We start from the raw sequence: 23,213 nt of genomic DNA on the forward strand, positions 1-23,213 counted from the left end.
TGCCCGCGCAGGCGGGCATCCAGGATTTGCATTTCTGGGTTCCCGCTTTCGCGGGAACGACGGTGTTGTTCTTTGCTATGGAAGTACGCACAAATGCTGATTAGGGCGGGATCGCCCTGAAAGCCCCCGGAAAAACGAGCATCGCAGGGTAGCCCGCAGGGCCGGCTGGCCGGGCTCGCCTTTCTTTGGATACTTTCTTTGGCGAAGCAAAGAAAGTATCCCGTGGGCGCGGCGGAAACGCGCACCTAAACACCGCGCCGCGAGGCGCTGAAACCTCAGCGACGCATCAGCGGGCGCGCTTAGCTGATCCACCCGAACCCCCGCATCACCTCGCCGATCGCATGCACGGCCTGGCTCAGCTCCGCCTCGTCGATCGCGCCGATGCAGCCCACGCGGAAGGTCTCGACCTCGGTGAGCTTGCCCGGATACAGAATGAAGCCACGCGCGCGCACCGCTTCGTAGAAACGGCGGAAGTCGTAATCCGGATGCGCCGGGGCGTGGAAGGTGAGGATGATCGATGCCTGCAATTCCGGTGCAAGAAACAGCTGCAAGCCCAGCCGGCCCAGCCCGTCAATCAGTACCTCGGCATTGCGGGTATAGCGCTGCAGCCTTTTCGCTCTGCCGCCTTGGACCAGATACTGGTCAATCGCCGCGCGCAGTGCCGCGACGACGTGGGTGGGCGGGGTGAAGCGCCACTGGCCGGTTTTCTGCAGGTAGGCGTACTGGTCGGCCAGATCGAGCGCCAGCGAGTGGCTGTTGCCCAGGCTGGCGGTGAGCGCCTCCCGGTTCACGATCACGAAGCCCATGCCCGGCACACCTTCCAGGCATTTGCCCGAGGCGGCGATGACGGCGGTGATCGGCGTGGTGGCGACGTCGATCTCCAGTGCACCGAACGACGACATCGCATCGACAATCAGCGCCCGACCTGCAGCGGCAACGGCGGTGGCAATGTCGTCCAGCGGGTTCAGCAAACCGGTGCCGGTTTCGCAGTGGATGACACCAACGTGAGTGATTGCCGGGTCGGCGGCAAGCGCCTCGGCCACGGCGGCGGGGTCGACCGGCGTGCCATCGGGCCATTCCAGCACCGTGTGTGGCAGCCCCATCACCGCCGCGATGCGCGCCATGCGCTGGCCATAGGCGCCGTTGGCCAGCACCAGCAGCTTGCCGTCGCGCGGAACGAGCGTGCCAATCGCCGCCTCGACCGCGAAGGTGCCCGAGCCCTGCAGCGGCACGCAGACGTGGCTGCTCTCGCCATTGGCAATCGCCAGCAGATCACGGCAGACGCTGGCGGTGAGATCATTGAAGGCGCTGTCCCACGAGCCCCAGTCGTGCAGCATGGCGGTGCGGGTAGCGAGGCTGGTGGTCAGCGGGCCGGGAGTAAGAAGGATCGGTTCGCGCATGATGAATCCTGTTGTCTAGATGAATTTTTCAGTCTGAAAACAGGCGGAATATTTCCGCCCGGGGGTACTGGAAAGCGTTTCCTGTCAGGGTGTTACCGACGAGGCCGGGCGGAGTACCCGCTGGGCAATGTCCAGATAATGCGCAAGTGGCGGCGTGGCCAGCTTCGGCACTTTCGCCACTTCGTCCCAGCGCCGCAGCCGCACGGCATCCGCTGCGTGACGGCGGGCGGCGAAACGTGCGGCTTCCAGCGCATCCATCACGCCGCCCTGCAGGTTCAGTGAGGCGAGCGAAGCCGGCGAGAGGCGCTTGATGTAGCCGGGTTCGGTGGCGCACAGGAAACGCTTGGCGGCGACGTGCAGCGCAATGGGCTGGCAGACGTCCTCGCTGAACAGCGCTTCAAGCGCGACCGCGCCGATGGCTTCATGGTGGTCGTTGATACCGCTGGCCACATCGTCGTTGCCCTGGCCTGTGATCAGGTGGCCGACGTCGTGCAGCAGCGCGGCGACGATCAGTTCAGGCGTGGCGCCTTCGCTTTCGGCGGCCAGCGCCGCCTGCAGCGCGTGTTCGAGCTGATTGATTGCTTCACCGCCATAGAGCTGCCCGCCGGCGCCGGCAAACAGGGTCTCAAGCTCGTCGAGGCGGGTGATGACGGGTGGTTTCATGGGTATGTACCTGTAGCCTTTCATGGGTAAGGGCTGTGGATGTATGTACGCATGGGTATGTGTCAGCCCGGGTTGCGCCAGCGCTGCGTGCGGCGCAGCAGCAGCCACTGGAGTGCGGCAAAGAGCAGGCAGGCAGTGGCAGATGCGGCGACGATCAGCGTCGCCATTGCGGCGGCGGCGGCGGTGTCGCCGGCGTCGTCCATGTTCAATACCGAGACGGACGCCAGCGCGGTGTCCGGCGTGTAGAGGAAGATCACCGCCGAGACGGTGGTCATCGTCGCGACAAAGAAATAGCGCGCCACGTCCAGCACCGCCGGCAGGCATACCGGCAGCGTGACGCGCCAGGCGGTGAGCCAGAACGGCACTTGCAGCGAGGCGGAAACGGCCTCGAATTCGCGGTCGAGCTGGCGCAGCGCGGTGACGGCGGTGAGATGCGCCGTGGTGTAGAAATGCGCGATCGAACACAGCACCAGTATCGTCATCGTGCCGTAGAGGCCGTGCAGCGGATTGGCCGGCTCGTTGAAAAAGAACACATAGCCCAGGCCCAGCACCAGCCCCGGCACCGCCATCGGCAGCATGGCGAGCAGGTGCAGCGGGCGCTGCAGCCGGCGCGCGACGCCGACCTTTTCCGTGAGCCAGGCTGCGCCGAACACCAGCAGCGTGCCAAACAGTGCGGTCAGTGCCGACATCTTCAGGCTGTTCACAAAGGCCTGCGCGCCGCCGCCATCGACATTGCTGAAATCGAAGTGATCGAAGGTCAGGCTCAGGTTGTAGGGCCAGAGCTTGATCAGCGCGGCGGCAACGGCGGTGCCGAGGATCACCAGCAGCGCACCGCCGGTGAGCGTGCAAAAGAGAAACGCCAGCGCATCGCGCAGCGGCTGGCGGCGCAGCTGCAGTGGTTGGGCGCGCGCAGTGAGCAAGGCTTGCTGGCGGCGCTGGGCGAAGTGGTCAATGGCAAAGGAAAACAGCGCCGGCAGCAAGAGCAGCACGCCGATTACCGCGCCGCGCGGGAAATTCTGCTGGCCGATCACCTGCTTGTACGCTTCCAGTGCCAGCACGTTGTATTGCCCACCGATCACCTTGGGTACGCCGAAATCGGTGATGACGAGCGTGAACACGACCATTGCGGCCGAAATCAGCCCGAAGCGCACCGAGGGCAGCGTGACGGTAAAAAACTGCCGGACACGGCCGGCGCCCAGCGCGGTGGCGGCCTCGTACAGTCGCCCGTCGGCGACCGACAGCGCGGTGACCAGGATCATCAGCGCGTGTGGGAAAGTGTAAAACGCCTCGCCGATCACGATGCCCCAGAAGCCGTAAATGCCGTCGGGAAACAGGCCCTTGAGCACGCCCTGATTGCCAAACAGATAAACGAGCGCGATGCCGGGCAAGAGCGACGGTGCCAGCAGCGGAATCAGCGCCAGCGCGCGGAACAGGCCCTTGGCCGGCATGGCGCTGCGCGTGAGCGCGGCGGCGAAACCGTAGGCGAGCGGCAGCACGATCAGGCTGGTGGTCAGCGCAACGGCGATGCTGTTTTTCACCTGCTGCACCAGCGCGGGCGAGGCGAGGATGGGCGCCACCTGCGAAAGACCCCAGACGCCGGTGTCCGGGTCGTGCACGGCCTGGCCGAGGATGGCGATGAGCGGCAGTGCGAGCAGGATCACGAGCGCCAGCAGGGCGATGCCGGCGAGCGGCAATGCCAGCCACTCGCTCGAAGCCCGCCGAGCTGTGCTGCGGGGCGGGTTGGACAGCGTCAGCGTGCTCATGCGGCCTCCGCCGTGCCGAAGCAGCGCAGGCTGGCGGCGGGCAATTGCACCGGCAGGCGCTGGCCGTCGCCAATGGCCAGCTGCACGAGCTGACGGTGGCTGATGTCGGCCAGCAGTGGCAGATTGCCCCATTGCGGTACGGAAAGGGTGAGGCGGTAGAGGCTGCCCAGCAGCTCGATCTGCTGTACTTCGGCGAGCGCGCTATTTGGCGAAGGCTCCCAGCGCGGGTTGATCTGCACATCCTCGGGGCGCAGGAAGAGCTCGACCTGCGTGCCGCTGGCAAATTCGCTGGCCGCCGGCGCACTGACGATGCCATCGCCCACGCGCAGCTGCCCCGGGGAAAGCACGGTGCCGGTCAGCCAGTTGCACTGGCCGACGAAGTCCGCGACGAAGCGGCTGGCGGGCTGGCGGTAGATCTGCTCGGGCGTGCCGATCTGCTCGATCACGCCGTGGTTCATCACCACCACGCGGTCGGCCATCGTCAATGCTTCTTCCTGGTCGTGCGTGACCATGATGGTGGTGACGCCGAGCTGGCGCTGCAGCGCCTTGATTTCGCCGCGCAGGTGCTCGCGTACCTGTGCATCGAGTGCCGAGAGCGGCTCGTCGAGCAGCAAGAGCCCCGGCGAGGTGGCGAGTGCGCGGGCCAGTGCCACGCGCTGCTGCTGGCCGCCCGAGAGCTGCGCCGGGTATTTGCCGGCAATGGCCGGCAGGCCGATCAGCGCCAGCAATTCCGTCACGCGCCTGTCCTTGTCCTCGCGCCGGCCGGTAAGGCCATAGGCGATGTTTTGTGCGACGGTCAGGTTGGGAAACAGCGCGTAGGACTGGAACACGATGCCGTAATCGCGCGCCGCCGGCGGCAGCCGGCCGATGTCCCGGCCGTCGCGGGCGATGCGGCCGCTGTCCATGCCTTCCAGCCCGGCAATAATTCTGAGCAGCGTCGTCTTGCCGCAGCCCGACGGCCCCAGCAGGCAGACAAACTCGCCCTGGCGGATGGTCAGATCAATGCCGGAAAGCGCGGTATGTGCGCCGAAGCGTTTCTGTATGCCGCTGAGCGACAGATAGGGGGTGGAGTTCATGGTCAGGGATTCGGGCAGGTCACGGTGCATGGGGGCTTTAGCGTTTTCTACTGTTCGTTTGTTTAGCGCCTGCGGCGCGGTGTTTTGATACCGGTTCCGCCCGGCGGACGGGTTCATTTCTTTTGTCTCGCCAAAAGAAACGAACCAAAGAAAAGGCGAGCCCGGTCCGCCGCCCCGCTGCGCGGGGTGCCCTGCGATGCTCGCAAGCCACAGCGCGGGTTCGAAACTCGCCCTTCGGGCTCAAACATCTCACCCGCGAAACCCTGTGGCCTGCTGCGCTTCTCGGCGGCTTCAGGGCGGGGCCTGCTAATCGGCTGCCGTGGTGATTCGTAGGGCGGGTTAGCCAACGGCGTAACCCGCCATGCAATAGTGGGTATGCAGCTAAAGCCCTTTGGATTATTAGGCTGCGGGCTTATCACTGCATGGGTATGCCGTGCTGCTGCTTAGGACGCGATGCCCTCGCAGTCGCCGAGAAGCGCAATCTGCGGCAGGGTTTCGACGGGGGGAGTGTTTGAGGGCGAAGCCCGAGTTGCCCCCCGTCGCTGCCGCAGACGAGCATCGCAGGGCACCCCGCGCAGCGGGGCGACGGAGCGGGCGCGCCTTGGGGGTGTCGGGGGGCTTGGCAAGGCAAGCCCCCTGACGTGCCGCCGGGCACACCCGGCATCCAAACACCGCGCCGCTGGCGCTAAACCCCCATGGGCCATCGCGAGTAAGCCTGCGCAGTCGGCTCAATCCGCTTACTTCTTCTCCGACTTGCCGTCATAACGCTTGGTCCACTCGGCCAGAATCTTGTCGCGATTGGCGGCCGACCAGCGCAGGTCCTGCTTCACCAGGCGCTGTTCATAGTCCGCCGGGATATGCGCATTCGGCTTGGCGATGCCCGGCATGGCGACAATGGCGAAGTTCTTTTCATACAGTTCGTTGGCGGATTTCGAGGCGGACCAGTCGGCCAGCTTCTTCGCCGCGTCCAGGTTCTTCGTGCCCTTCATGATCGCCGTGGCTTCCACATCCCAGCCCAGGCCTTCCTTCGGGAACACCAGATCAATCGGTGCACCGCCGTCTTTCAGCTTGGCAGCGCGGTATTCAAACGAAATGCCGATCGGGAATTCGCCGGCCGCGGCCTGCTTGCAGGGCTTGGAGCCGGAGTGCGTGTACTGCGCGATGTTGTCGTGCAGCTTGTCCATATAGGCCCAGCCATCCTTCTCGCCGAAGATGGTCAGCCACGCGGTCACGTCGAAATAGCCGGTGCCGGAGGATGCCGGATTCGGCATCACGATCTTGCCCTTGTATTCGGGCTTCAGCAGGTCTTTCCAGCTTTCCGGCTTTTTCAGGCCCAGCTTGGCAGCCTCGACGGTGTTGAAGCAGACGGTGGCGCCCCACACATCCATGCCCACCCAGGCCGGCGGGTTGCTGTCGTCCACGTACTGCTTGCTGAGTTTTTCCACACCCTTGGGGGCGTAGGCCTGCAGCATGCCTTCCTTTTCCAGTACCAGCAGCGAGGAGCCAGCGACGCCCATGACCACATCGGCCTGCGGTGCGGCCTTTTCGGCCAGCAGCTTGGCAGTGATGATGCCGGTGGAGTCGCGTACCCACTTCAGCTTGATGCCGGGGTTTTCCTGCTCGAATTTTTCCTGGTAGGCCTTGAGCTGGTCGGCTTCCAGCGCGGTGTAAACGGTCAGCGTCGTGTCGGCAAAGGCATGGCCAGCGAAGGTGGCCAGCAGGGCCAGAGTGAGGGTGCTCAGGGTTTTCATCGCAAGGGTTCCGTCGGTTGGGATGGGCGCATTGTGCGAGCCGGATGTGACAGGCAAATTACGTCTAGACGAATTTTGTGTTTGTCGGGCATGATCCGGCCTTGCATCCGCCACGGCAGTGTTTTCTGCCACTGGCCATGACGCTGATCCCCGTGCTGTGATAGCGTCCCATCCTGCTCAATGAACAAGAAAGACCCAAGGAATCCCCGACTATGACCATCGCCATTCCCGCCGAGCTGATTGCCCTTGCCGGACAGCTGGCCGACGCCAGCGCAGCTGCCATTCGCCCGCTGTTTCGCAGTGCCTTTGCCATCGATGACAAATCGGATGACAGCCCGGTAACCGTGGCCGACCGCGAGGCCGAACGCGTGATGCGTGCGCTGATCAATGAATTGCGTCCGCAGGATGGCATCATCGGCGAGGAGTTCGGCTCCGAGCGTGCGGATGCCGAATGGGTGTGGGTGCTCGATCCGGTTGATGGCACCAAGTCCTTCACCGTGGGCCGTCCGTTGTTCGTGACGCTGATTGGTCTGCTGCATCGCGGTGTGCCGGTGCTCGGGGTGATCAATCAGCCGATCACCGGCGAGCGCTGGCTGGGCGGCGAGGGCGTGCCGACCACGCTGAATGGCGAGCCGGTGACGCTGAATGAAACGGCTGAGCTCGCCCGTTCGCGTATCGGTAGTACCGGGCCAGAGTATCTGCCCACAGGCATTGCGGCGTTTGAATCACTGGCCGATACCTGCCGCTACAAGCTATGGGGTGGTGATGGCTATCTGTATGCGCAGGTGGCCAGTGGCTGGCTGGAAGTGGTGGTGGAAGAGGGCCTGAAGCTGCATGACTTTGCCGCGCTGGCACCGGTGGTGAATGCCGCCGGTGGCAAAATGAGCGACTGGCAGGGCCGGCCGCTGACGATGGCCAGCGCCGACACCGGCCGCGTGCTGGCAGCGTGCAACCCGGTGCTGCATGCGGCTGCACTGGCGTATATGCAAAGCGTGGCCTGAGCTCCGGCGTTTGCGCGACAAAGCACGATGCGGCGCGCAGACGGTGCGGCGTGCCGCTGCCGTGTGCTTGCCACGCCGCATTGCTGCTTCACCCGACTGACAGGATTGTCTGTCTCTTGTAAGCTGGTGGCTTTACTTCTGACATTTTCAGTGAGGCCTCCGCATGCACCCCCTGATTTCCGTTGCCGAATTGCAGGCCAGTCTGGGTACGCCCGGTCTGGTCGTGGTTGACTGCCGGCATGATCTGGCCGACCCGCAGGCCGGGCGCGCCGCCTATGCGGCCAGCCATATCCCCGGCGCGGTCTTTCTGCATCTGGACGACGATCTCTCCGCCCCGCTTACCGGCACCAATGGCCGGCACCCGCAGCCCGATGCCACCGTACTGGCGCAGAAGCTGGGGGCCGTCGGGATCGGCAATGCCAGCCATGTGGTGGCCTACGATGCTGCTGGTGGCCCGTTTGCCGCGCGGCTGTGGTGGCTCCTGCGCTGGCTGGGGCATGAGGCGGTGCAGGTGCTGGATGGTGGCTGGCCGGCCTGGCAGGCGGCTGGAGCCGAAGTCTCGGCCGCGCAGCCGGTGCCTCTGCCAGTGCGTTTTACCGCGACCCCCGATGATGCCCGCGTGGTGCGCGTGACCGAGGTTGAAGCCAATCTGGCGAACCCGCAATTCACGCTGCTCGATGCGCGCAGTGGCGAGCGTTTTGTCGGCATCGGCGAAACCAAGGACCCGGTTGGCGGTCATATTCCGGGGGCCAGAAACCGCTTTTGCATGCAGAACCTCGGCGCTGATGGCCGCTTCAAGCCGGCCGCACAATTGCGTGACGAATGGTTGGCGGTGCTGGGTGATCTGGCACCGGAAAATATCGTGCACCAGTGCGGCTCGGGTGTGACGGCCTGCCATAACCAGTTGGCGCTCACAGTCGCCGGCCTGCCGGCCGGGCGCCTGTATGTCGGCTCGTGGAGCGAATGGTGCAGTGATCCGGCACGGCCGGTCAGCACCGAGCCGGCATCCGGCGCATGATTGCCGGTTTTCTGCTGGCATTTTGCGCGAGATGCGGTTCACTGAAAGAATCGGGTCGTGCGCAAGGGGATTCAAAATGAATACGCCAAAGAGTGTGTCGCGCAGGATGGGCCGCTTGCTTGCCGCGCTGGCTGGCTGGCTGCTGGCCACCGCCGCGTTCGCCGCGCCGCCGATTACGCTGACGCTGCAGGAATACCCGCCCTTCATGGGGCAGAATCTTCCCTATCAGGGTCTGCTGACGCGCGTGGTGACCGAGTCGTTCGCCAGGCAGGGCGTTGCGGTGACGCTGGTTCCCGTTCCGAACAATCGCGCCATCGAGGCGCCCCGACGCGGTCTTTACGATGGCAGTTTTGGCTGGGCGCGCTCGCCGGAACGCGAGAAAGACCTTTTCTACACCGAGCCGGTGATGGCGCTGCGCATGGTGTTCTGCCAGCGCAAGGGCGAAACCTATGCCTGGCAGACGCTGAGTGATCTGGCGCCTTACCGCATCGGGGCGACCAGCGGCAATTATTACTCGGATGATTTTACCAATCTGCAGAAAAGCGGCGTACTGAACGTCGATTTCGCCGGTTCGGATGTCAGCAATTTCCGCAAGCTGCTCTCGAAGCGCATCGACCTGTTTCCGGTTGACGCCGAAGTCGGCCCCTACCTGATGGCGACCAATCTGACGCCGGCCGAAGTTGCCCAGCTGAGCTGCCAGGACAAGGCCTACTGGACTGCGCCGCTGCACGTGGTGATTTCGCGCCAGCGCAGTGACGGTGCCGAGCTGGTTCGCCAGTTCAATGCGGGCCTGGCCGGGCTGAAGCAGAGCGGCGAATTCAATGCCTTGCTGGACGAGGCTCGCAAGAAGATCAACCAGCTCGCGCAGGGCAAGCGCGACAAATAGCGCACTTGTTATTTTTTTGGTGGGTATGAAGCCCTGGCCATTTCCTGCAAATGGTCAGGGCTTCATACTTTATCGGGTATATGTCATTGCCGGCCCAGCGCCAGCAGTGCGGCCACATTGCGTGCCGTGCGCGCCAGATTGGTCCGCGCCTCCGCCAGCACGTCAGCCAGCGGCATCGCACGCGGCACACAGGCAAAGACGGCATCGATGCCGTGCGGGTGCACCGCATCCACATCATCAGCTACGCTGCCGGCAAGCGCGATAACCGGCAAACCCGCGCGTTTGCCGCGCCGTGCCACACCGATGGGGCTTTTGCCGCGCAGGCTCTGGCCATCGAGCCGGCCTTCGCCGGTAATGAGCAGATCGGCATCGGCGATCCGGGCATCGAATTCAAGCGCATCGAGCACGATGTCGATGCCGGGCCTCAGCCGGCCGCCGAGAAAGGCGAGGGCGGCTGCGCCCATGCCACCGGCCGCCCCAGCGCCGGGCATCTGCGCGACATCGCGGCCCAGTGTCGTCTTGATGATTGCGCCATAGTGCGCGAGCGCGGCATCAAGCGTCGCAACCATGGCCGGACTGGCGCCTTTCTGCGGGCCGAAAACCTGCGAAGCGCCCTGCGGGCCGGTCAGCGGATTGTCGACATCGCAGGCAACGTCGAAACGGCAGTGCGCGAGTCGCGGATCAAGGCCGGCAGGGTCGATGCGCGCCAGCCTGGCCAGTGCCGCACCACCGGCGGGCAGATCGCGGCCGGTGTCGTCCAGAAAGCGCATGCCGAGCGCACGCAGCATGCCGCTGCCGCCGTCATTGGTCGCCGAGCCGCCAATGGCAAGAATGAAATGCCGCGCACCGGTATCCAGCGCCGCAAGAATCAGCTCCCCCGTGCCCTCGGTGGAAGCCAGTAGCGGATTGCGATCAGTTGGTGGCACCAGCATCAGGCCGCTGGCAGTGGCCATTTCGATGATGGCGCTGCGACCGTCGCCGAGCAGTCCCCAGCTGGCCGTCACCGGTGCGCCCAGTGGCCCGCTGACGGTTGCCATGTGGCGCCGGCCAGCGGTGGCGCGAACCAGCACATCCAGCGTGCCTTCGCCGCCGTCAGCGACCGGCATTTCCAGCACGGCAACGCCGGGCAACTGCTCGCGCAGCGCAGCGGCAATGATGGCGGCGACCTCACTGGCGCTGAGGCTTTCCTTGAAGGAATCGGGGGCGACGACAATCTTGCGCAGCGGGTGCATGGTTATGATCTTGATGGGTATAAGCCTGAAGCCATTTGCAATGAATGGCTGCAGGCTTATACCCTTGCTGCTTATGCGGGGATGCTGTGCAGTGTGCGGCCGAACAGGTCGAGCGCGAGCTGGTAGCCCTTCAGTGCCAGCGCGGCGTCATAGCGGTCACCCTCGTCACGCATGAAGGCGTGTACGCCGTTGAATTCGTGCCAGCTGAACACGAGGCCGGCGGCAGTCATGTCCTGGTAGACCTTGGCGCGGCCTGCCGGCGGAATATGCGGATCCTGCTTGCCCCAGACCATCAGCATCTCGCCCTTGATCTCGCCGATGCGTTCCATGCTGTGCTGGCCGGGCTGGTTCGGAATCACGTTGCTGTGCAGGTCGGTGGCGTAGAAGCACGCGGTGGCTTCGATTTCCGGCTGCAGCGCGGCACGGAAGGCCAGGTGGCCGCCGATGCAGAAGCCCATGGCGCCAAAGCGGTTGCTTGACCACGGCTGCAGCTTCGCCCAGTCGAGCATCGCGCGGTTGTCGCTGTCGTAGCCGCAGACATCCTTGGCCTGCTTGTCGGCATTGCCCTTGTCGCGGCCGGCGTCGTCATAGGCCAGTACGGTGCCGATGGGGTTGAGCTCGTGGAATACTTCGGCCACCAGCACCGCGTAGCCGTGCCCGGCGATCAGGCGCGCTGCGCGCTCGATCGGACCAGTCTGCTGGAAGATTTCCGAATACAGCAGGATGACCGGGTATTTGCCTGCGGCTTGCGGGCGATGCACATAGGTACGCATCACGCCGGTGGGGGTGTTCAGGTCGACGATTTCGCTTTGGATCAGCATGCGGATGTTCCGTGTTGAGGTGGGCGGGAAAAAGGGATCAGGCCGGTCCTGCCGGCAGGCTTTGCAGCAGTAACCGTGCCAGCTGGGTGGCCGGTGCCAGCTCGGCATCCAGTGGCAGAAAGCCGAATTGGCGTGTCTGCGGGTGATGCGGGGTGAATGCCGCTTCCGTTTCCGGGCTGCTGGCGAGGTACTGCGCGGCGAGGATGCGCAGCTGGCTGCAGCTGTCGCTTTGTGCCTGCAGATACTGTCCCAGTGCACCCAGAAGGGCGTGCTGATCCGGTGTGCCGGTGGGAGGGCTGGTGATGATCTGGCGGGTGATGCTCATCAGCAAGGGGGCCAGGCCGGCACCGGACAGCAGGGTGACTGCTTCGCTGCAAAAGCTGGCCGCGCCTGTCGGTCCGGCATGCAGCCAGGCATCCGGCATGGGAGCGAGGCTGTCCAGCAGCGGTGCCAGATGCGCGAGAGCCGCGCTGCTGCCGCCAGCCGCCAGCATGAAACCGTATTCAATTCCGGCCGGGCTGGCTTGCAGCGCCAGATCGGCACAGGCAACCGGGCAGGCTGCCGCCATGCCCAGTGCCATTGCCAGCGGCTGCTGCACCAGCAGGATGGCGCCGGCATTGCTTCGGGCTGGCAGGGTATCGGGGGTACAAAGGGTGTAATCGGCAGCGGGCGGGTGCTTGGCCCAGCGCGCTGCCAGCAGCGCCCCGGTGTCAGGCTGGCTCACGACCAGCAAGGCGGGGCGCGTCATGGCGGGAGTCCTGTCAGCCCTGGCAGCTGTTGAGCAGACGTTTGAGACTGTCGACGTCAACCAGCTCGATCAGGCGGTTCTGCACCTTGATGTAACCCTGATCCTGGAACTTGGACAGCGTGCGGCTGACCGTTTCCAGCTTCAGGCCAAGGTAGCTGCCGATTTCCTCGCGCGTCATGCGCAGGTGGAAGCTCATGGCCGAATAGCCGCGCACGGCAAAACGCTGCGACAGGTTCAGCAGGAAGGCGGCGAGACGCTCTTCGGCCTTCATGTTGCCGAGCAGCAGCATGACGCCGTGGTCGCGCACGATTTCGCGGCTCATCACTTTATACAGGTGGTGCTGCAGCGCCGGCACGTCGCGGGCCAGCGTTTCGATGTCGCCGAAGGGCAGTTCGCAGACTTCGCTGTCTTCCAGCGCAATCGCGTCGCAGGTGTGGAAATCGGTGCTGATGGCGTCCATGCCCAGCAATTCGCCGGTCATGTGAAAGCCGGTGACCTGTTCGCGCCCGTCCTCGGAAATGACGCTGGCCTTGAAAAAGCCCAGACGGACTGCATAAAGCGAGCGGAACGGTTCGCCAGCGCGGTACAGCGCTTCGCCACGCTTGATCGGGCGGCCCTGGGAAATGATGGTATCCAGCTGGCGCAGCTCATCCTGGTTGAGACCGACCGGAAGGCACAGTTCGCGCAGGCTGCAGTTCGAGCAGGACTGGCGCAGGCCGCGGAAGGAAACGTCGCGAACCGGGATAGGTGTTTGAATTGACATGGATTAGTCCGAATTGCTTAGTGATCTTAGGGTATCGGGATGACTACCTGATTTTAGTTGATCTAGATCAAGTTGTGGCGGCAAGTATTTAAGGCAAGCTGGCGCGCCAAAATAAAGCGCAAGATTTCACCACAAGAACATGCACGAGAGCTACATGTCGACATCATCGCAAGCCAGAGATTCCCGGCAGCTGGTCTTTGACCGTGAGCTGATTGTTCGCTACGACGGCAATGGCCCTCGCTATACATCCTACCCGACTGCCGATCGTTTTGGTGCCGGCTTTACCTGTGCCGACTATTGCCAGACCGTTAGCCAACGCGCGCCCGGCACGCTGGCAAAACCGCTGTCATTATATTTCCATCTGCCCTTTTGTAATACCGTTTGTTACTACTGTGCCTGCAACAAGGTCATCACCAAGGACACCAGCCGTGCCGACCAGTATCTGGACTACCTGATCCGCGAAATCAACCTGCAGGCCGACCTGTTGCCGCACAAGGGGCTGGTGCGGCAGCTGCACTTCGGCGGCGGCACGCCGACCTTCCTCAATCATGCCCAGCTCGAACGCCTGATGGGCGCAATCAACGAGCGCTTCAAGCTGCAGCAGGGGGGGGAATTTTCGATCGAGATCGATCCGCGCAAGGTTGGCATCGAAACGGTGCAATTGCTGGCGCAACTCGGCTTCAATCGCATGAGTGTCGGCATCCAGGATTTCGACCCGGCGGTACAGAAGGCGGTGAACCGCATCCAGAGCTATGACGAAACGCGCGTGGTCATCGAGGCCGCGCGCATGTACGGTTTCAAGTCGGTGAGTGTCGACCTGATCTACGGTTTGCCGCTGCAGACGCTGGAGAGCATTGCCGGCACGCTGGAGCAGGTGTTGCAGCTGCGTCCGGACCGCATTTCGCTCTACAACTACGCGCATCTGCCCGAGCGCTTCATGCCGCAGCGCCGCATCAATGCCGATGAACTCCCTGCGGCCGATGTGAAGCTCGACATCCTGCAGATGGCCATCGCGCGGCTGGAAGAGGCCGGCTACGTGTTCATCGGCATGGATCATTTCGCCCTGCCGAATGACGAGCTGACCATCGCACAGCGGCGCGGCCGCCTGCACCGCAATTTCCAGGGCTATTCGACGCATGCCGATTGCGACCTGATGGCCTTCGGCGTTTCCGCCATCGGCAAGGTCGGTGCCAGCTACAACCAGAATGCCAAGGATCTCGACGAATACTACAGGCTGCTCGACGCGGGCGGCCTGCCGGTCGTGCGCGGCATGCGGCTGGGGCCGGATGACCTTTTACGCCGCGCGGTCATCCAGGCGCTGATGTGCCAGTTCGAGGTGTATTACCAGCCCTTTGAAGTCGGCTACATGATCGATTTCGCCCAGTATTTCGACGAGGAGCTGCAGGCCTTGCGGCAATTCGTCGACGATGGCCTGGTGGAAATCGACCACGAGGCGGTCCGCGTGCTGCCGCGCGGGCGCTTGCTGGTGCGCTCGATTGCCATGCAGTTTGACCGCTACCTGCGCACGCGGCAAACTCAGGCCCGCTATTCGAAACTGATCTGAGCCCGGGCTGATCCGGGCCTGCCCCGGACCGCCACGCCCGGTGTTCAGTCATCAGCCGTTTGCAGGGGGCGTGCTCCTGCTGACTTTCATCCCTGCCTTGCCATGCCCGAATTCAGCTACCTTGCGCTTTTCATTGCCGGCCTGCTTGGCGGCGGGCACTGTCTTGGCATGTGCGGCGGCGTGGTCGCGGCATTCAGCATGAACCTGCCGGCCGGCCCGCGCTGGCCGCATCATCTGGCTTTCAATATCGGGCGGCTTTCCGGTTATACCCTGATTGGTATCATTCTGGGAGCAATTGCATCCTTTGCTTCTATTGGCATACTCCAGCAGGTCAAGGACGTGCTCTATGTGCTCGCCAACCTGTTGCTGGTGCTGATGGGCTGCTATGTGGCGGGCTGGAATCGCTGGCTATTGCGCCTGGAAAGTCTTGGTGCACCGCTCTGGCGCCGCATCCAGCCACTGCTGAAGACGCTGCTGCCGGTACGCCACCTCGGTCAGAGTCTGGCGGTGGGCCTGCTGTGGGGCTGGATGCCCTGCGGTCTGGTCTATACCGCCAGCCTTTCCGCCTTGGCAACCGCCAGTCCGCTTGAAGGCGGGCAGGTGATGCTGGCCTTTGGCCTCGGTACCCTGCCCAATCTGCTGCTCATCGGGCAGGCCAGCGGCTGGCTGGTCTGTGCCTTGCGCCGCCCCTGGCTGCGCCAGCTGGCTGGCGGGCTGCTGGTGCTGCTGGGCCTGTGGCGCCTGCTGGCCTTGCTGTTCTAGCCTCTGCCAGCACTGGCGCGGCTGCCGGGGCTGGTGCGGGAAGGGCATGATCAGGTTCGCACTAGGCTCAGCTTCATCGTTTTTCCATCAAGTCTCCATCGGTTTTCCACATGATCGCGGCATGCTGCCTGCCTCAGCCATCGCTGCGGTGCTGTCTGCCGTCGCCTGTTCCGGAAACCGCCATGCCCTGGACCTTTGCCCATCCTGCCGCCGTTCTGCCCATTCACGCGCTCTCCGGACGCAGGCTGCCCTTGCCGGCGCTGATCGCTGGCAGTCTGGCACCGGATGCGGGGTATTACATCGGGCAATTTGCCCTGGCCACGCACGCGCATTCGTTGCCGGGGCTCCTGCAGCTGTGTGTGCCGGTCACCCTGCTGTCCTTGCTGCTGCTGCGCCAGGTAGCGGGTGACTGTCTGCTTCTGCTGCCGGCACCAAGCCGACCGGTGCTGGAAGCGGCGCTGGTGCTGCCGGGCGCGGCTGACGTGCTGCTGTCCCCGCGCGTGCTGTTTGCCTGCTGGCTTGGCGCCGCAAGCCACCTGCTGTGGGATATGGCCACGCACCAGTACGGCGGGCTGGTGCTGTGCTGGCCATGGCTGGCCGGTGACGTAACGCTCTGGCCAGGCTTTGCTCTGCCCGTATTCAAGCTGCTGCAGTATGGCAGCAGCGTTTTTGGTATCGGCGTCCTTTGGCTGGCGTACCGATCGAAGCGTTGCCAATACGCGGCCGGCGTGCCGGATGAGTGCGGTTTAGCGGGGTGGCAGAGCCGGCGGTTTTTCCTGCTGTTGCTGGGTGGCGCGGGGCTGCTCGCGATGGTGCTTGCCTACTGGTCCCTGCACGCTGTGCCGGCCGACCGGGTGCTGCGCTTCTGGTTGGTTCGCAGCATCGTGATCACCACCGTGCTGGTGCTGGCTGGCTGGATCGTGTGTGCGCAGGCCTGGCGCCAGCCGTTCTTTACAGGCCTTCCGGCATCTGCGGCAGAAAGGCGCCGCTGCCCAGAATCGACGCGGCCAGCCAGAGTACGACCAGTGCATAGATGAGGCGTGGCAGCCAGGCGGCGAATTGCGTTGCCGTGTGCGCGAGTTCCTCGTCCAGCTGCGCAGCAAGGCGCAGCAGCATTTCCGGCAGGCGGCCGCTGTGTTCGCCGGTCGTGATCAGCGCGATGATGCGCTCTTCCTGCAGCCACGGCACGCGCGTACAGGCCTGCGCCAGTGTCGCCCCCGCTTGCAGTGCCGGCAGCAGGCGCTGTGCCTGCCGGCGCAGTGTGGCGCTGCTGACCGTCTGCAGTGCCAGCGGGATGGCATCGAACAGCGGCAATCCGGCCTCTGCCAGCAGGGCCAGGCTTGCCAGGAAGTTGCGGCGGCAGCAGTCACGATACCAGTGGCCAAAAAGTGGCAATGCCAGTAATTCGTTCGCCAGCGCTCCGCTCGTGTCTTGCTCGCTGCGCTGCCAGAGCCATTTCCCGGCCAGCAGTGTGCCGGCAATCAGCAGCAGGGGCTGCAGGACGCCAAGCAGATAGGCGCCGGCACCGATACGCCCGGCTGCGAGGTCGGGAATGGGGGCCAGCAGCAGGCCGAGCACGATCATCAGTGCGGGCAGGGCGAGCCGCGCCTTGACCTCCCCGGCGAGCCTTGCCTGCAGCGCGTAGTGCTCGCCCAGACGGCGGTAGCTGGCCGCCGGGCTGCCGGCACTGCAGGCGGCGGCAATGAGCGTGGCCTCCAGCGGGGTAAAGAGCCCGCTCTGGCGCCCTGCACCAGCAAGGTCGACGCCGCGTGCCAGCAGCTTTTCCATTGCCACCAGACGTCCGGCATGGTTCTGGGGCAGGCGCAGGCTGGCAAAGGCACGCTGGGCGGGCAGGCCGGCCAGTTCCAGCGTGGCGAGCTGGGCGAACAGGTCGGCGCGCAGGGCCAGCGGCAGCGGGGAGGATCCGGTTCTCATGCCTTGCAGTATGGCTGATGCCGGCGGTGTGCGCGAGGGCCGGAACGGGAGGGTGCGAGAAGTTGCTGGTTGTTCTGTAAGGGTATATCGGCACGAGCATTCTGATTGAATGGCTGCGCCGATATACCCTTTGGTGTATTGAGGTTCCCGCTTGCACGGGCATGAAGGACTGGGGATTTTGGCCGATCAGGTCGTGGCTGGCTGTTTTTTCTTGCCCAGCCGGTCAAACGCCAGATAGATGACCGGGGTGATGTAGAGCGTAATGAGCTGGGAGAAAATCAGACCGCCGACCACGCTCACCCCCAGCGGCTGGCGCAGCTCGGCGCCGGCGCCCAGCCCCAGCGCAATCGGCAGTGCACCCATGATGGCGGCCAGTGTCGTCATCATGATCGGGCGGAAACGCTTGTGGCAGGCATCGCGGATCGCGGTTTCCGGCGTTGCGCCCGCCCGCTGCGCTTCCAGCGCGAAGTCGATCATCATGATCGCATTCTTCTTCACGATCCCCACCAGCAGCAGAATGCCGATCATGGCAATGAAGCTGACTTCGAGTCCGGCAAACCGCAGCGCCAGCAGTGCGCCCACTGCCGCCGACGGAATGCCCAGCAGGATGGTGACCGGATGAATCCAGCTTTCGTACAGCACGCCGAGAATCACGTAGATGACGGCAATCGCAATGGCGATCAGCAGCAGCTGGCTGGTCTGCGAGGACTGGTACAGCGCCGCCTCGCCGGCAAAGGCGCCAAACACGGACGAGGGCAGGGCAATGGCGGCGCTGGCGGCATTGATGTCGCGCGCGGCATCGGACAGCGAGTGGCCTTCGGCCAGATTGAACGACAGCGTGATCGCGGGCAGCTGGCCCTGATGGTTGATGGTGGTGGCGGCCACGACGCGGTCGACGCGCACGAAGCTCGATAGCGGAACCAGATCACCGTTCTTGCTGCGCACTTGCAGGCGCGACAGGTCGCTTTCGTCGCGGCGGTCACGTTCTTCCAGCTCCATGATCACCGAGTAGCTGTCCTGTGGGGCATAGATGGTGCTGACCTTGCGCCCGCCATAGGCGGCGTAGAGCGTGTCGCGCAGCGTCTGCATGTCCACCCCGAGCAGCGCCGCCTTGTCGCGGTCAATGGCCAGGCGGGCCTGCAGGCCGCGCTTCTGCGCGTCCGAACTGATGTCGGTGATCGCACGGCTGTTGCGCAGTTCGCGCTGCAGTTTTTCTACCCACTGGTCGAGTTCCGCCGGGTTGACCGATTGCAGCGTGTACTGGTATTTGCTGTTGCTGCTGCGTCCGCCGATGTTCAGGTTCTGCGTCGGCCGGAAAAAGACATTGAAGCCCGGCTCGCCGGCGGTGTCGCGGCGCAGGCTGGCCAGCACGCCTTCCATGTCGGCACGCTGGCTGCGCGGTTTCAGCGTGATGAACATGCGGCCGCTGTTGCCCGAGCTGCCCAGGCTGGATGCCACGTAGGCCACATTCGGATTCTTCTGCACGCGATCAGCCAGGCGCTGCTGGGTGGCGAGCAGACTCTCATAGGCAATGTCTTCCGGCCCCTGCACGGTGACCTGCAGCTGTCCGATGTCTTCCTGCGGGAAGAAGCCCTTGGGTGAGCTGACATACAGCCAGCCGGTCAGCGCGAAGGTGCCGGCGGCCAGCAGCAGGATCCAGTTGCGGTGGGCCAGCGCGCGATCCAGCGTGCGCGTATAGGCCGCGAGAAGGGCGCTGAAGCCGCGCTCGAACACCAGGCTCCAGCGTGGCTCGGGCCCGGCGTGATCGTGGTCGCGGATGAAGCGGGGCACGAGCAGCGGAATCAGCGTCAGCGACACGACGGCCGACATCAGGATGGCAAGCGACACCACCCAGGCAAACTCGTGAAACAGCCGCCCCACCGTGCCCGGCATGAAAAAGATGGGGATGAAGACCGCCACCAGCGAAATCGAAATCGAGATCACGGTGAAGCCGACTTCGCGCGCGCCCAGCAGTGCCGCTTCACGCGGCGGCATGCCTTCTTCAATGTGGCGCATGATGTTTTCCAGCACCACGATGGCGTCATCGACCACCAGCCCCACGGCAATCGTCAGCCCCATCAGCGAAATGTTGTTCAGGCTGAAGCCCAGCCAGAGCATCAGCGCGAATGTGCCAAGCAGCGAAATCGGCAGGCTCAGCGAGGGTATCAGCGTCGCAGGCAGGCGCCGCAGGAACATCAGGATGACCAGAATCACCAGTGCGATGGTCAGCAGCAGCGTCAGGTTCACATCGTGAATCGCCTCGCGGATCGACGCGGAGCGGTCATTCACTTCGCGGATTTCAACCGAAGCCGGCATCTGTTCCTTCAGGCGCGGCAGCATGGCGCGGATGGCGTCGACGGTGGCCACCGTGTTGGCGCCGGGCTGGCGCTGGATGGCGAGGATGATCGAGCGCTCGCCATTGATCCAGCTACCGCTCTTCACGTTTTCCACGCTGTCTTCCACGCGGGCGATGTCCGACAGGCGTACGGCCTGCTGGTTGCGCGTGGCGACGATCAGCTTGGCAAAATCAGCCGCACGCAGGAGGTCGCTGCCGGTATCGAGCGACAGGGTCTGGCGCGAGCCGTCGAGCTGGCCGATCGGCGTATTGGCATTGGCGGACTTTAGTGCGCTGGACAACTCGGCCAGCGTGATGTCGAGCGCGGCGAGCCGATCCGGGCGCAGCTGGATGCGCACCGCATAGCGTTTCTGGCCATAGATCTGCACCTGTGCCACGCCATTGATGGTGGAAAGTGCCGGCGCAATCAGGTTGTCCGAATAATCGTTCAGCTGCGCGAGACTCAGCGAAGGCGAATTCAGCGCGATCAGCAGGATGGGCGCATCAGCCGGATTCACCTTGCGATACGACGGCGGGCTGGTCATGTCGTCCGGCAGCGAGCGGCTGGCACGGAACAGCGCAGCCTGCACATCGGCGGCTGCCGCGTCGATATCGCGGTCGGCATCGAATTCCAGCGTGATCGACGTCGAGCCCTGCGTGCTGCTTGATGTAATCAGCGCGAGGCCTGGAATGGTGGAAAACTGCTTTTCCAGCGGCGTGGCGACTGAGGTCGCCATGGTTTCCGGGCTGGCCCCGGCCAGATTGGCCGAGACGTTGATCGTTGGCGTGTCGTAAGTGGGCAGGGCGGCAATCGGCAGCTTGAACCAGGCCAGTACACCGGCGATGCTCACCGCCAGCCACAGCAGGGTGGTGGCGACCGGGCGCTGCAGGCAGAGGGCGGAAATGTTCATCGTGCCTGGCTCGCTGTGGATGCCCGCTTTTCATGCCCGTTTTTTTGCGCGGCCGGCGCGCTTGCTTCGCGGACTTCAGCGCCCGGGCGCAGATTCTGCCCGCCATCGCGCACGACGCGCTCGCCGCCCTGCAGGCCATCGATGACGGCCATGCGATCCTGCAGGCGCAGCAGGGTCACCGGTTTTGCGCTGACGGTTTTGTCCGCGCCGATCAGATAGACGAAGCGGCCATCCGGGCCGGTCTGGACGGCCTCGGCAGGCAGCACCACCGCCTGTGGCGTGATGCCGGCGGCAACCGAGACGCGCACGAACTGGCCCGGCCAGAATTGCTGCTTCGGATTGCGGAAGCTGGCCTTCAGGCGGATGGTGCCGGTCGCCGGGTCGACGGTATTGTCGATGAAGCTCAGCTCGCCTTCCTGTGCGGGCAGCTCGCCGGTCGTGGCCGTTACCCGTATTTGCCCCTTGCTGCGGGCATCGAGCAAGGCCGGCAGGTCGCGCTCGGGCAGCGAAAACTCGACGGCGATCGGGTCCAGTTCGGTGATCGTGACCAGTGCTGTGGCCGAATTCTGCTGGGCCAGCGAGCCGGGGTGCACATCGACCCGGCCGGCACGGCCGCTGATGGGCGCGGTGATGCGGGTGTAGCCCAGTTTTACGCCGGCAGCTGCAATATCGGCGCGAGCAGCGGCAAGCTGGGCCTGCAGCGCGTCAACCTTGCTGGCTGCGGTGTCTACGGCGCTGTCCGACAGGAAGCGCGCAGCGGCCAGCTCGCGGGTGCGGGTGAGGTTCTTCTCGGCTTCGCGCAACTGTGCCTCGATCTGGCGCGCCTGCGCGCGGGCGCGGTTGAGCTGGGCTTCATCATCGGCGGATTCCAGCGTGAACAGCAGCTGGCCCTTCGTGATGGCGGCGCCTTCGCGGAAATGGATGGTGCGGATGAGGCTGGTGACTTGCGGGCGGATTTCCACGGTATTGAGCGCTGAAACGTGGCCTTCGGCCTGTAGCAGCACCGGCAGGTCACGCCGCTCGACGGTGACGGCACTGACCGTCGCCGGAGGCCGGTTTTTCTGCTTGTCGCCCGCATTGTCTTTCTGGCAGCCAGTCAGTAAAACGGCCAGCACGAGGCTGGCCGGGATCAGTAGAAGCTTGCGCTCAGTCATGCATGATTCCCGCTGCAACGCCGCGTCGATAACGGCGCTGGATATAGATCATGGTTATGGCCACAAAAAGGCCGAAACCGATAATGATGGTGTACATCGGCGGCATGCCGCCGGCCTTGAACAGGGTCTTGACGATCTCCGGCGCATCGGCCGGTACCGGGCTGCTGAAGAATTTCACCATCAGTGCATGCAGGCCAACCATGACCAGAATGCCGATGTTCTCGTTGAAATTCTGCACCGCAATCGAATGGCCAGCGCCCATCAGCATATGCCCGCGATGTTGCAGCATGGCGTTGAGTGGCACGACAAAAAACCCCGACAGCACGCCGACGACAAACATCAGAAACGCAGCGAGCCAGTATTGGTTGACAAACAGCATCGCGATGACAAGCACGCCCATCAGGATGCCGGCCGGCAGCACGCGGAATGCGCGCTTGAGCGGAATGTAGTGCCCGGCAATCACGGCACCGGCGGCAATGCCGAAGGCGACAACGGCAACCAGTTGCGTGGCTTCCTGCATGGTGAGCGCCAGCCAGATCACCGCCCAGTTCAGCACGACCAGGCGCATGGTGGCGCCGGCGCCCCAGAAGAGTGTCGTCACACCCAGCGAAAGCTGGCCCTGCGGATCCTGCCAGAGGCGCTTCACGCAGTGCCAGAATTCGGCAACCAGCTTGCTCGGGCGCAGTGCCAGTGGCTTGAGTATCACATTGAGCCTGGGAACATACATATTGAGCCAGGCGGCGGCCAGATAGAGTACGACGATGATGGCAATGGCAAATTCGGCCGGCGAGAGGTGGCCGGCCAGCCCTGTCGTCAGCAGCCAGTCGCTGACCTTGTGTCCGGCCAGCATGCCGCCCAGCAGAGTGCCGAAAATGATGGCGCCAACCGTTGCGCCTTCCAGCCAGCCATTGGCGGCGACCAGTTTTTCGTGTGGCAGGTATTCGGTAATGATGCCGTATTTGGCCGGCGAATAGGCGGCGGCGCCGAAGCCGACGAGGGCATACGCCATGATGGGCGGGGCGCCGACGAGCATGCCGATGCAGCCCAGCAGCTTGATGCCGTTGCAGATCATCATTGCCCGGCCCTTGTGCATCGAATCGGCAAATGATCCGGCAAAGGGGGCAAGCACCACGTAGGAGACAGTGAAGCACCAGAGCAGCATCGACAGATGCCATTCGGGGGAATGTTGTTCCTTGAGCAGCGCCAGTGCTGCGAAGAACAGTGCGTTATCGGCAAGCGCAGACAGGAACTGCGCACCCAGGATGATGAAAAAACCGCGATCCATTGTGCTCGGTCGGCGAGTGGCGTTGCGGGGTTATACCACGAAATCCGTGCCGCTCACATGCGCAACACTGCTGAAATCTGAGCTGGTACAGGCTTGCCGCATGGCAAGAGCTGCAAACGTGCTCTGCGGTCACTGTGGCATGTCT

Annotated in this window: 19 protein-coding genes; 6 read left to right on the plus strand and 13 right to left on the minus strand. The window is 64.1% G+C overall.

From position 1 onward, the window contains the following. Positions 1 to 299: 299 nt before the first annotated feature. From H559_RS0109115 to H559_RS0109135, 5 genes are all read right to left on the minus strand, one after another. Positions 300 to 1,400 (minus strand): 2-aminoethylphosphonate--pyruvate transaminase, encoded by a 1,101-nt coding sequence (locus tag H559_RS0109115; protein WP_034640531.1) that lies wholly within the window; start codon positions 1,398 to 1,400, stop codon positions 300 to 302. An 84-nt stretch (positions 1,401 to 1,484) separates the two neighbouring features. Then, positions 1,485 to 2,063 carry a phosphonate degradation HD-domain oxygenase gene (locus H559_RS0109120; RefSeq protein ID WP_028452452.1) on the minus strand — a complete coding sequence of 193 codons (579 nt, stop codon included), beginning with the start codon at positions 2,061 to 2,063 and terminating at the stop codon, positions 1,485 to 1,487. Positions 2,064 to 2,125: 62 nt separating this feature from the next. Then, entirely contained in the window at positions 2,126 to 3,826 is a 1,701-nt protein-coding gene (locus H559_RS0109125; RefSeq protein WP_034640534.1) for a putative 2-aminoethylphosphonate ABC transporter permease subunit, read from the minus strand. Then, a complete protein-coding gene (locus tag H559_RS0109130) occupies positions 3,823 to 4,902 on the minus strand; it encodes a putative 2-aminoethylphosphonate ABC transporter ATP-binding protein (RefSeq protein WP_028452454.1) in 1,080 nt (359 codons plus the stop codon). The genes H559_RS0109125 and H559_RS0109130 overlap by 4 nt, the downstream gene beginning before the upstream one ends. Before the next feature lie 737 nt (positions 4,903 to 5,639). Continuing rightward, on the minus strand, positions 5,640 to 6,653 hold the full coding sequence (locus H559_RS0109135) for a putative 2-aminoethylphosphonate ABC transporter substrate-binding protein (protein ID WP_028452455.1): 1,014 nt from the start codon (positions 6,651 to 6,653) through the stop codon (positions 5,640 to 5,642). A 212-nt stretch (positions 6,654 to 6,865) separates the two neighbouring features. Between H559_RS0109135 and H559_RS0109140 the strand changes: the two genes are divergently transcribed. From H559_RS0109140 to H559_RS19675, 3 genes are all read left to right on the plus strand, one after another. Further along, positions 6,866 to 7,654, plus strand: coding sequence for an inositol monophosphatase family protein (locus H559_RS0109140; RefSeq protein WP_028452456.1), 789 nt, complete (start codon positions 6,866 to 6,868; stop codon positions 7,652 to 7,654). 163 nt (positions 7,655 to 7,817) lie between these two features. Beyond that, on the plus strand, positions 7,818 to 8,672 hold the full coding sequence (locus H559_RS0109145; protein WP_028452457.1) for a sulfurtransferase: 855 nt from the start codon (positions 7,818 to 7,820) through the stop codon (positions 8,670 to 8,672). Positions 8,673 to 8,748: 76 nt separating this feature from the next. Continuing rightward, the gene (locus H559_RS19675; protein WP_211230919.1) at positions 8,749 to 9,558 is read left to right on the plus strand and encodes a substrate-binding periplasmic protein; all 810 of its coding nucleotides are present in this window, start codon (positions 8,749 to 8,751) and stop codon (positions 9,556 to 9,558) included. A gap of 83 nt (positions 9,559 to 9,641) precedes the next feature. On the opposite strand, the gene H559_RS0109155 is transcribed toward H559_RS19675, so the two are convergent. The 4 genes from H559_RS0109155 to fnr all read right to left on the minus strand — a co-directional run bounded on the left by H559_RS0109155 (position 9,642) and on the right by fnr (position 13,122). Beyond that, a complete protein-coding gene (locus tag H559_RS0109155) occupies positions 9,642 to 10,790 on the minus strand; it encodes a glycerate kinase (RefSeq protein ID WP_034640539.1) in 1,149 nt (382 codons plus the stop codon). Positions 10,791 to 10,861: 71 nt separating this feature from the next. Next, the gene (locus H559_RS0109160; protein ID WP_028452459.1) at positions 10,862 to 11,611 is read right to left on the minus strand and encodes a dienelactone hydrolase family protein; all 750 of its coding nucleotides are present in this window, start codon (positions 11,609 to 11,611) and stop codon (positions 10,862 to 10,864) included. Between the two features lie 37 nt (positions 11,612 to 11,648). Then, a complete protein-coding gene (locus tag H559_RS0109165) occupies positions 11,649 to 12,359 on the minus strand; it encodes a hypothetical protein (RefSeq protein ID WP_028452460.1) in 711 nt (236 codons plus the stop codon). A gap of 13 nt (positions 12,360 to 12,372) precedes the next feature. Then, the gene (fnr, locus tag H559_RS0109170) at positions 12,373 to 13,122 is read right to left on the minus strand and encodes a fumarate/nitrate reduction transcriptional regulator Fnr (protein WP_034640542.1); all 750 of its coding nucleotides are present in this window, start codon (positions 13,120 to 13,122) and stop codon (positions 12,373 to 12,375) included. A 154-nt stretch (positions 13,123 to 13,276) separates the two neighbouring features. Here fnr and hemN point away from each other — a divergent pair, with 154 nt between their 5' ends. From hemN to H559_RS0109185, 3 genes are all read left to right on the plus strand, one after another. Next, on the plus strand, positions 13,277 to 14,686 hold the full coding sequence (gene hemN / locus H559_RS0109175) for an oxygen-independent coproporphyrinogen III oxidase (protein WP_028452462.1): 1,410 nt from the start codon (positions 13,277 to 13,279) through the stop codon (positions 14,684 to 14,686). Positions 14,687 to 14,788: 102 nt separating this feature from the next. Next, positions 14,789 to 15,448: a sulfite exporter TauE/SafE family protein gene (locus tag H559_RS0109180; protein ID WP_028452463.1), complete on the plus strand. Its 660-nt coding sequence runs from the start codon at positions 14,789 to 14,791 to the stop codon at positions 15,446 to 15,448. Between the two features lie 182 nt (positions 15,449 to 15,630). Then, entirely contained in the window at positions 15,631 to 16,485 is an 855-nt protein-coding gene (locus H559_RS0109185; protein ID WP_028452464.1) for a DUF4184 family protein, read from the plus strand. On the opposite strand, the gene H559_RS0109190 is transcribed toward H559_RS0109185, so the two are convergent. The 4 genes from H559_RS0109190 to lplT form a co-directional block, all read right to left on the minus strand. Then, positions 16,400 to 17,383, minus strand: coding sequence for a type II secretion system F family protein (locus H559_RS0109190; protein WP_028452465.1), 984 nt, complete (start codon positions 17,381 to 17,383; stop codon positions 16,400 to 16,402). The genes H559_RS0109185 and H559_RS0109190 overlap by 86 nt on opposite strands. Before the next feature lie 186 nt (positions 17,384 to 17,569). After that, positions 17,570 to 20,629: an efflux RND transporter permease subunit gene (locus H559_RS0109195; protein ID WP_028452466.1), complete on the minus strand. Its 3,060-nt coding sequence runs from the start codon at positions 20,627 to 20,629 to the stop codon at positions 17,570 to 17,572. Further along, complete coding sequence (locus H559_RS0109200; RefSeq protein ID WP_028452467.1) at positions 20,626 to 21,783, minus strand: efflux RND transporter periplasmic adaptor subunit; 1,158 nt, start codon at positions 21,781 to 21,783, stop codon at positions 20,626 to 20,628. The genes H559_RS0109195 and H559_RS0109200 overlap by 4 nt, the downstream gene beginning before the upstream one ends. After that, positions 21,776 to 23,068, minus strand: coding sequence for a lysophospholipid transporter LplT (gene lplT / locus H559_RS0109205; protein WP_028452468.1), 1,293 nt, complete (start codon positions 23,066 to 23,068; stop codon positions 21,776 to 21,778). The genes H559_RS0109200 and lplT overlap by 8 nt, the downstream gene beginning before the upstream one ends. Positions 23,069 to 23,213 lie beyond the last annotated feature (145 nt).

It is taken from the genome of Chitinilyticum aquatile DSM 21506, from assembly GCF_000430805.1.
Classification (GTDB): Bacteria; Pseudomonadota; Gammaproteobacteria; order Burkholderiales; family Chitinibacteraceae; genus Chitinilyticum; species Chitinilyticum aquatile.